Below are 9,846 nucleotides of genomic sequence, written 5' to 3' on the forward strand. Positions count from 1 at the left end.
ACCTATTGATTTTAAATGACTATTTACGTCAATTTCTGAAATTTGGAGTAACCTTGCACTATATATAGGGTACTCGCTCTTTTTTAACATATATCTACAAAGTGAATGGAAAACAAGATCTTCTTCATACTTATTCTTCACTTCGCTCTAATCGCACCCAAATTCTGTACAATAAACAACCAGCGCGATTGGCATTGCCCTTAAAAGCCGTATAATGCCAGCCATTCCAACCTAACCTAACAATGGTTACAGGTTCAAAAAGTGCATCGTTTAACTTAGCGCTACCGATTGTAAATATGGCTGTCGATGACAAACACTTCCGTCATATGAAGTATAAAAGTAGCACATAGGTCAAGCGTGGAAACACCAATAATGAGGGAAAGTATGAAGCAGTTTGAAGTTAACTTTGACGGTCTAGTAGGCCCAACCCACAATTATGCCGGTTTGTCTTTCGGTAATGTGGCTTCCCTGAACAACGCCAATGCAGTAAGTAGCCCTAAACAAGCAGCTAAACAAGGCTTGGCTAAAGCGAAGGCCCTAGCTGATATGGGTATGATGCAGGGTGTGTTAGCACCGCAAGAGCGCCCAGATATTGCAGCACTGCGCCGCCTTGGCTTCACCGGTAATGATGCACGTGTGCTAGAAAGCGCTGCAAAGCAGTCTCGCGAGATTTTTCTTGCTTGTTGCTCTGCCAGTAGCATGTGGACCGCAAATGCTGCCACTGTGTCTCCTAGCGCCGATACTGCCGATGGACGTGTCCACTTTACCCCTGCAAACTTGACGAATAAGTTTCACCGTTCGCTCGAACCACAAGTGACAGGTAATATCCTGCGTGGCACCTTTGCCAATGAAAAACACTTCGCTCACCACCAGCACTTGCCAGATAACGAACATTTTGGCGATGAAGGCGCAGCCAATCATACGCGACTTTGCAGTAACTATGGACAAGCTGGCGTAGAGTTGTTTGTTTATGGCCGTCATGCTTTTGATACCAGTAAGCCTGCGCCAACAAAGTACCCTGCCCGTCAAACCCTTGAAGCATGCCAAGCCGTTGCGCGTTTGCACGGTCTAGATGACGATGGCGTAGTTTACATGCAGCAAAATCCAGACGTTATAGACCAAGGCGTATTCCATAACGACGTCATCGCTGTAGGTAATCAAAACGTGTTGTTCTTCCACGAACAGGCGTTTTATCAAAAAGGCGCGGGCTTAAAAGAACTTCAAGCAAAATTTGGCAGTGAGCCACTTCATTTTATTGAAGTTCCAACGTCAGAAGTGTCGGTATTAGACGCGGTTAAAACTTACTTGTTCAACACCCAAATCATTACCCTTCCAAGTGGCGACATGACCATTATCGCGCCAACTGAATGTCGGGAAAATGAGGCGGTTAAACGCTACTTAGATAAGGTGGTAACGCTAGGCACGCCCATTAAGTCGGTCAACTATTTCGACGTTAAACAAAGCATGCGCAACGGTGGCGGCCCGGCTTGCTTACGCCTGCGCGTAGCAATGAACGACCAAGAGCTTGAGGCCGTTAATCAGAACACATTAATTAACGACACTCAGTTTGCTCGCTTAAACACATGGGTAGATAAGCACTATCGCGATGAATTACGCGAGGATGACTTGCGCGACCCGCAGTTGCTAATTGAATCTCGCACCGCCCTAGATGAGCTTACGCAAATTCTTAAGATTGGCTCGGTTTACCCGTTCCAGCAGGGGTAAATGATATTAGTAAGCCCGTTACTCGAGAGAATAACGGGCTTTTTTTATTTCCGACTTAAGGTACAGGATCTTTTACGGGACATTCACCTGTTCCAAACGGATTAGCGGGAGGGCTTCTTCCTTCATCAGTTATATCATCAGCAAGAATTTCTAATTGATACTTCATAGAAGCTTGGGCTTCACTTCCAGTTGATTGCCCAAACACAGTAATTTCAGCAAAATACCATACCGCGTAGCTTTCAGGGTAACGGTATTCAAGCTCAGCAAAACCATTTTCGTCCGTTACTCCATTATTTGAAAGAGTTACAGTACCAACGATACCAGGAGTTAATTGCTGGTCTTCATTTGTGTCTTCCCCCTCATCGAGTATCCCATTGTCATTTTCATCCTCGTTGTCACACTGGAAAACATCTACAACGTTCCAGATCGAGTCTACATCGTTGTAAACCCAGCGACCTTTCAAATAAACTCCGTCTTCATTGTATTTAACAGGATTTATTGAAGCTGTAAGGTTAACGTTACTAACAGGACGACCTGACGAATCTGATACAAATACAGCAAACTTTTTGAGATATGACGTTGTGGAAGGCGTTTCTATTTCATTACCAGTCCCAATAACAATATCAAAAGCTCGCGCCCCAACGGTAAGTGCGACTTCATCAGAAATTGATTCATCATCTGCTATCGAAGCAGTAATAATAACAGCCTCATTAGATGACACAGAACCTGAAGTAAACACCGTAGTTGCAATACCTTTGCTATCCGTAGTTGCTTGAGAAGGAGAAACAAAGCCTGTTGACACATCGGATACAGTAAAGTTGACCACGCTGTTTTTTACCAAGTTGTTATTGGCATCCCTAACAACGGCGCTAATTGTACTCGTTTGCCCATCGGGGCCAAGGTTGTCTAATGTTGCATCAGCAATAATGGTAGCTGGCGTGGTTGCTATAAACTCAATTTGAGTAAGTGCTGAAACCAACACATTGCCGCTTCCGTCGCTTGCTGTCGCTGTAATTGAAGAGATGCCAGCATTGTTGGCGCTAATATCAATACTTGCTTGTCCTTCTGCATCGGTTTGTACTGTTGCGTTGCCGTCAATTACGCCACGAGATGCGCTAAACGTTACGTCTTGCCCAACTACCGGCGTATTGTTTTGACGCCACTGTACCGTAATGGTTTGAGACTGACTGAGGGGAACTTCTTCTGTTGGTAGGTTTACAAAATTAAATTCATCTTGCTGTACCTTCACCGTAAACGTTGTTTCTGCATTAAGTGCAGAGGCCGTAATAGTGTCTTCACCTGAGGTTGAAGCTGTGTACGTTACTGTTGCTTGACCGTTTGACCCCGTGTTAACAGAGGTGCTGCTTAACGCGCCGTTCGCAGCAGTCAGTACCACGTCTTGATTCGGAATAGACGTGCCATCAGAATCTTGTACGCGAATGGTATAATCCACGCTATCGTTCAAGATTACCGAAGATGCACCGTTTATAGTCACTTGCGTACCGGAAATCGTGATTTCAACCGTTTGAGAAAGGCTGCCAGCACCAGCAGTAATGGTAATAGTGCGGTTTGACTTGTCGTTTTGGGACGTCAGTATCGCTCGGGCAGTGCCGTCAGCCGTAGTTTCAGGCTGGGTTAATTGAAGCTCAACGCCATCGCCTGTTTGGGCTGAAAAGCTCACTTCAACCCCTTCCATCAATACGCTTTGTTCGTTTTTAACTAACGCAATCAACTCTACTTCATCGCTACCGCTTGAAGCCAATTGAATATTGTTAGCATAAAGTTCAAGAGAGGCCGGTTCTTCACTTACTGTGGTGCTGCCTTCAGAACTGAAGGTCGTGGAATCTGTCTCGCCAGTAGCTAAGGTAGCGGTAACTTCGCCGTCGCCAGAAGCACTACCCACCGACATGCCTAACGTTGCTACACCGTCAGCATTAGTCAACGCCGTGCCAGTATCGTTAGAAAACGTAGCCAGTTCGTCGTTGCTGAGTGAAAAGGTAAGTAGAAGATCTGCCTGTGGCTCACCTAACGAGTTCGTTACTGTTGCCATCGCAACCAATGAATTACTCGAAGAAAGGCTATTGTCGGCCTCGCCACTCTCATTTTGTAGCGTTAATGCAACGCTAATGGACGTGGGGTCTGTGCCACTAACCGCCGTAGCAGAAAAGGTCGTTGTGCCTGTTTCGCCACTTCCAAGTGCAGCGGTAATTTCACCATCACCCGACGCAGTACTTGCGTTTAGGCGCAGCCTAGCCACCCCACTTGAATTAGTACGCGCAGTACCTGTGTCATTGCCAAACTCGGCTAACGCTTCGTTGCTTAGCGTAAATGTTAATAACGCATCGCTGTACGGGTTACCGTCTTCATCTGTTACCGTCGCGACAGCGAACAAGCTGTTGTCTTCTGATAAATTGTTATCGCTTGCTCCACTTTCGTTTTCCAGTGATAAGGAAATTGAATAAGAGGGTGTGGTTCCGCCGTCTCCGCTTCCGTTATCCGTGTCATCCCGAGAGACTGACGAGCCGCCTCCACCACATGCTGTTAGCATAAATAATGCGCTAATTAGGCTTAGCGTTTTCGCTAATGTCGACATAATTCGTTCCTGAACCTCTTTTATTGACAATTGCGTCGTTTTTTATGTTTAAAAATCAACTGAATCTGGCACACTACGAAAGATTAAAAATATAAAAATGCACAGGGAACATTAATGTCTTCATCTGCACATAAATATAGTTTAACCGCTCGAATATTTATCGGCATGGCTGCCGGTATCTTGACTGGTGTCTTTCTCCAATTATTGTTTGATGATAGCGGAGATTTTACTTTTTCGATATTCGGTTTCGAATTCTCAACGTATAACATTCTTGTAGAAGGTATATTTTCTACTCTCGGCCAAATATTTATCGCTAGCCTAAAAATGCTAGTGGTACCGCTGGTGTTTGTTTCCCTTATTTGTGGACCAGTACGTTATCTGACCCAAGCAAGCTAGGCAGACTTGGAGCGAAATCTGTTGGACTCTATGTTGTCACAACCGCGATAGCGATAACACTAGCCATGAGTATAGCTTTAGTGGTTTCTCCCGGTGATGGCCTAAATTTAACCACGGAAACATCGTTCCAGGCCAAAGAAGCTCCAAGCCTTTCTGATGTTATTGTAAATATGTTCCCTAGCAACCCCATTAACTCTATGGCGCAAGGTAACATGCTTCAAATCATCGTGTTCGCTGTGCTGTTTGGTATAGCTATGGCCATGACGGGCGATGCAGGCAAACGCCTTACTGCTGTTTTCGAAGACATTAATACCGTTATCATGCGCTTGGTTACTATCATTATGAACCTTGCACCCTATGGCGTTTACGTGCTTATGGCTAAGCTTTTCTCTACCATTGGTGGCGAAACTATTTTAAGCCTAGCCAAGTATTTCTTCTTAGTCTTCGGCGTGTTGATTCTGCACGGCCTGGTAACCTATTCGGTACTGCTTAAAGCGCTGGCAGGTTTGAACCCACTTATTTTAATGAAGAAGATGCGCGATGCAGCGCTATTTGCTTTTAGTACATCAAGCAGTAGCGCCACGTTGCCAGTTACCATGGAAACGGCAAAAAATAAATTAGGGGTAGGCAACTCAGTCTCTTCGTTTACCCTGCCGTTAGGCGCAACCATTAACATGGATGGCACCGCCATTATGCAAGGCGTGGCAACGGTATTTATTGCCCAGGTTTACGCGGTAGATTTAAGCTTAAGTGACTACATGATGGTAGTACTTACCGCTACACTCGCGTCTATCGGAACCGCTGGGGTACCCGGCGTAGGCCTTATCATGCTTGCCATGGTATTACAGCAGGTGAACTTACCCGTTGAAGGTATAGCCCTTATTATCGGTGTAGATAGACTACTTGATATGACACGAACTGCGGTCAATATCACGGGCGACTGTATGGTGTCGTGTGTGGTTGCGAAGAGCGAGGGCGCCTTAGATGAAAGTATCTATAACGACCCTAAAGCGGGGTTAAAACAAGAAGATGTTGATTTTGAACACTTCGAGAAAAATACGTAATACGTGTTTAAACAGTATCAATAAACGTAAGGCCAGCATACTGCTGGCCTTTTTGTTGATGGCTTGTTGTAAAGGGAATAGAAGGTATTTAGACCCACACCGCCCTAAACGGGACTACCCGAATTTAAACGCTATAGAAGAGGTATACCGCCTTGCCCCTTTTCCATGTTGAAGCTTAATGCAGCGCTGATGACGGCGAAATATTCGCTGCTTTTTGCGCGGGATAAAGGGTTGCACCAACACTTAGGATCATCGCAACGATCATTGTTACAACTACATCTAGCCAATGCATGCTAGACGGTAAAAAGTCGATAAAATAAATATCGCCAGACAGAATCTCTACCCCAAGGCCTGACTCGATAAAGCGCACAATCTCTGACAAATTAGGAGCAACGATTACAGCCAGCGCTACACCAACCGTAACACCGACCACACCGTTTATTACACCTTGGAGCACGAAGGTATTGCGAATTAACGTGTCTGTGGCTCCCATTGTTTTAAGTATGGCGATGGACGCCTGTTTGTCTCTCACTGCCATTACCAATGACGACACAATATTAAAACAAGCAACGGCGATAACCAGCGTAAGGGCAATATAAACCACTGCACGCACTAGCTGAATATCACTATACAAGTGCCCTTGGGTACGTGTCCAATCAGACATATAAACCGCTTGCGGATAGCTATATCCGATATCGCGCATAGTATCGTAAGCCGAGAATGGGTCTTTCAATGTAAACTGTATGCCCTGAGCTTTAGAGGTTATGCCTATGGCCTGTGATGCAGTTTCAAGGTGCATTAGGCCGAGCTGATTATCAAGCTCCCCTCCGACAGACAACACACCTGCTATTTTAAGGGTAATGGAACGCGGCGCTTTAAAGGTTAAGTCCTGCGTGGTTTGAGGGATCAGAATTTGAACCGTATCGCCAATAGCAAGGTCCATCGAGGCCAAAATTCCCTTTCCAACAATTAACCCGTTTTCTTGGGTACTAAACCTTGCCCAGTCATTTTTTGTTACCCGTTCGGCATACTTTTCTTTCACGCTATTAACGGGTATACCCGTTACGCTAATGGCTTTAAGCTCACCTTTCGACTGCAGCATGCCCGTTAAGCCAGTATAGGGTGTTACCCTGTCTAAACGGCTATCTTGAGAAAAGCGATATAGCTGAGCCTCTAGATTTTCGATACCGCTTTCACTTTTACTGTAAATCTCACCGTGGGGGACCACGCTTAAAATTCGGCTAGTTAGCTCTTTTTCAAAGCCGTTCATCACACTTAGAAGCACAATAAGTACAAAACAGCCCAAGCCTATACCAATGGTAGAAGACATTGAAATAAAGGAAATAAAGCGCTGCTGAGAACGCGTTTTTCTAAACTTTTGGGCAAGCTCAAAGGCGAGCATCTTGGCGCTCCTTACTCTCAGCGTCACTGGCTAAGCGGCCATCTTTTATCTTAAGTACTCTGTCCATCTTTGCAGCCAGCGTTATATCGTGCGTTACCACAACAAATGATGTCCCTTTCTTCTCGCTCAAACTCGTGAGCAGCTTGTAAATTTGCTCACCCGTAGAATCGTCAAGGTTGCCTGTAGGTTCATCTGCCAGCACCACAGAAGGCTCGGTGACCAGCGCTCGGGCGATAGCCACTCGCTGGCGTTCTCCGCCAGACATGGCAGAAGGCAAGTGTTCAATACGGTGAGACAACCCCACTTCTTCAAGCATGTCTCGCGCCTTAGCTTGGGCTGCTTTTGGTGAAAGCCCCCTAATACGAAGTGGCATGGCTACATTTTCTAACGCTGTGAATTCACCTAAAAGATGGTGAAACTGGTAAATAAAGCCCATTTCGTCGTTGCGTAGCTTTGCTAACGCGTTACTCGACAACTGGCTAAGGGGTTTTCCATTGAATTGGACGTCGCCGCTTGTTGGTTTATCTAACCCTCCAAGTATATGCAAAAGCGTACTTTTACCTGAGCCAGAGCTTCCCAAAATCGCGACGTGTTCGCCGGCTTTTATTGAAAGTGATACATCGTGTAATACGGGGGTGGCATTGCTGCCATCTTGATAGGTCTTATTTATATTGCGGCAAATTAGCACGTCTTGCATGCGCGTTTTCTTCTACATTTTTCGGTCGGTGAATGGTAGCGTTAAACACTACCAACACCAACCGAAAAATAACAGAGATAAAACCCGTTATTAGGTATCTTGAACGCTTTTAGCAAGTGCGCTTGCAGATTGTGGCTTACCAAACAACCAACCTTGCCCAAACCCAATTGTTAAGCCCTTGAGTTCCTTCGACTGTTCGGCATTCTCAACCCCTTCTGCAATGAGTTCTACATTCAGACCTTCAGCAATACTCACAATGTGAGGAATAAGTGAAGAACGAATACTGTTATCTTCCATATCCATAACAAAGCTGCGATCAATTTTGAGGAAGTCACAGTTAAGGGTTTTTAACTGACTTAAATTCGAATAGCCTACACCAAAGTCATCAATAGCAAACAAGAAGCCTTTACTCTTAAGCGACTTAATATGTTTAACCGCGCTGTGCGTAGCAATCTGCTCGTCTTCGGTGATCTCTAAAACTAATTTGAAGTTTTTGTCGTTCATTCCTAGAGCAAAATCTAAATCCAGGCATCCTTCACGGGTAAAATCGAAGGGAAATAGGTTGAAAGACACCTTAAACCCTTCCGGTATATCGGGGTTTTCGTTTAGCTCTTTCATTGCTGTAGTGATCATGTCAACGGTGAATTCCCAGGTCATATCCTGCTCTTTTACCTGTGGGATAAATTCATCTGGGTAGATTGGACCAAACTCATCCTCAAACCGGCTTAGCACCTCACAACCAATAACCTTGCCCGTTTGTAGATCTACAAATGGCTGGTACAGGCAGTAAAACTTGTGTTCCTTTAACCCTTTGCTGACTCGTGACTCAAGAGAACGTCTGCGCCTTAAATAGTTAAACGTGAGCATATGAGTTAATGCTGCGGTCATCAACATAGTAAAAACGAATAACACAATTTTGCCCATATGCAGGTCTAGCACCCTGCCATGATCAGAGCGTACTTTAAGGCACGTATTTGTGTAACGTTCATCGCACAGAATAAACCTTAAAGAAAAATACCCCGTGCGCGCGTCCATATCTTCTTGGCTAAGCGTTGAGTCGACAAGGCCGGGATTGCCAGCCATGTGATAAAATTTATCGCCATTGTAAAAAAGCTGCCAGTCTTGGGTATAGCTGTAGCCAATCACACTATCCATGTCGAGTACGGCGTTATATCGGCCTCGCTTAACGATGGTACCCGTTGCTTGTTTGTCAAAAAGCTGTAGCGGTGTATTAATCCAAAAAGCATCATCGAGCTGTGTATAGAAATCCGGTTTATCTTCTTCAATAGGCTCGTCTAAAATACCTAAATAGGTACTACACAACAATTCGTCGTTTTGATAAAAGCCAATTTCCTTTACGAAGCGAGAGCGAAACAAAGTTTTTCGCATTTCGGAAAGGTTTGCTATATCACAAGATTCGTAGGGTAAGGCATTTAGATAGTCGAGGGTAATCTCTGCGTCTCTGAACACTACTCGTACGTTATCTAGGATCTCTTTAGCACGACTTTCTTCCTGTTCTCGTATAAATATGAACATGATAATGGCAAGAAGGAGCGTCACACCTAATACACTGAGCAAAGAAACGCCGATAGCTTTCAGATTGTCTGCAAGAAAATATTGTTTTTGGTCGCTTTTATTCATAAGTCCTGTTGTTTTCAAAGCACTAACGGCATCACTCTAGTACAAATATAAAAAAAAACACTACGACTTTAGGGCATGTTGCTGTTTGTTTTGCAGTTTCTGTATAAAACAGGCACAGATGAGTAAATAGATAGCGATAGATACACGAATGTCAAATGACGAAAACGCGAACCATAGCACTAAGCATGTAACGACATTAAGAGAGAATTAATTAGTAGAAATAAGAGATTTAGTGCGTTGTTCCCCAGGAGGGGGAATAGACTGCATAGAAAGCTTATCATTAATGGCGGAGCGGACGGGACTCGAACCCGCGACCCCCGGCGTGACA

At 44.8% G+C, this 9,846-nt stretch carries 5 protein-coding genes and 1 pseudogene; 2 read left to right on the top strand and 4 right to left on the bottom strand.

The window, feature by feature from the left end:
- The first annotated feature begins 384 nt into the window (after positions 1 to 384).
- Positions 385 to 1,725 (top strand): N-succinylarginine dihydrolase, encoded by a 1,341-nt coding sequence (gene astB, locus ACX5J7_RS18905; RefSeq protein ID WP_278385888.1) that lies wholly within the window; start codon positions 385 to 387, stop codon positions 1,723 to 1,725.
- 55 nt (positions 1,726 to 1,780) lie between these two features.
- Here astB and ACX5J7_RS18910 read toward each other — a convergent pair whose 3' ends face one another.
- Entirely contained in the window at positions 1,781 to 4,318 is a 2,538-nt protein-coding gene (locus ACX5J7_RS18910) for a beta strand repeat-containing protein (protein ID WP_278385886.1), read from the bottom strand.
- Between the two features lie 114 nt (positions 4,319 to 4,432).
- On the opposite strand from ACX5J7_RS18910, the pseudogene ACX5J7_RS18915 reads away from it, so the two are divergent.
- Positions 4,433 to 5,778: pseudogene (locus ACX5J7_RS18915) on the top strand (dicarboxylate/amino acid:cation symporter).
- Positions 5,779 to 5,953: 175 nt separating this feature from the next.
- On the opposite strand, the gene ACX5J7_RS18920 reads toward ACX5J7_RS18915, so the two are convergent.
- The 3 genes from ACX5J7_RS18920 to ACX5J7_RS18930 all read right to left on the bottom strand — a co-directional run bounded on the left by ACX5J7_RS18920 (position 5,954) and on the right by ACX5J7_RS18930 (position 9,518).
- Positions 5,954 to 7,180 carry a lipoprotein-releasing ABC transporter permease subunit gene (locus ACX5J7_RS18920; RefSeq protein ID WP_498707880.1) on the bottom strand — a complete coding sequence of 409 codons (1,227 nt, stop codon included), beginning with the start codon at positions 7,178 to 7,180 and terminating at the stop codon, positions 5,954 to 5,956.
- Complete coding sequence (lolD, locus tag ACX5J7_RS18925) at positions 7,167 to 7,877, bottom strand: lipoprotein-releasing ABC transporter ATP-binding protein LolD (protein ID WP_071968671.1); 711 nt, start codon at positions 7,875 to 7,877, stop codon at positions 7,167 to 7,169. The genes ACX5J7_RS18920 and lolD overlap by 14 nt, the downstream gene beginning before the upstream one ends.
- 90 nt (positions 7,878 to 7,967) lie before the next feature.
- On the bottom strand, positions 7,968 to 9,518 hold the full coding sequence (locus ACX5J7_RS18930) for an EAL domain-containing protein (protein WP_498707881.1): 1,551 nt from the start codon (positions 9,516 to 9,518) through the stop codon (positions 7,968 to 7,970).
- Positions 9,519 to 9,846 lie beyond the last annotated feature (328 nt).

This window comes from Alteromonas infernus, from assembly GCF_902705815.1.

Excerpts from the sequence above, each read along its gene's own strand:
- astB (WP_278385888.1), top strand. The coding sequence starts at position 385 with ATGAAGCAGTTTGAAGTTAACTTTGACGGTCTAGTAGGCCCAACCCAC.
- ACX5J7_RS18910 (WP_278385886.1), bottom strand. The coding sequence starts at position 4,318 with ATGTCGACATTAGCGAAAACGCTAAGCCTAATTAGCGCATTATTTATG.
- ACX5J7_RS18920 (WP_498707880.1), bottom strand. The coding sequence starts at position 7,180 with ATGCTCGCCTTTGAGCTTGCCCAAAAGTTTAGAAAAACGCGTTCTCAG.
- lolD (WP_071968671.1), bottom strand. The coding sequence starts at position 7,877 with ATGCAAGACGTGCTAATTTGCCGCAATATAAATAAGACCTATCAAGAT.
- ACX5J7_RS18930 (WP_498707881.1), bottom strand. The coding sequence starts at position 9,518 with ATGAATAAAAGCGACCAAAAACAATATTTTCTTGCAGACAATCTGAAA.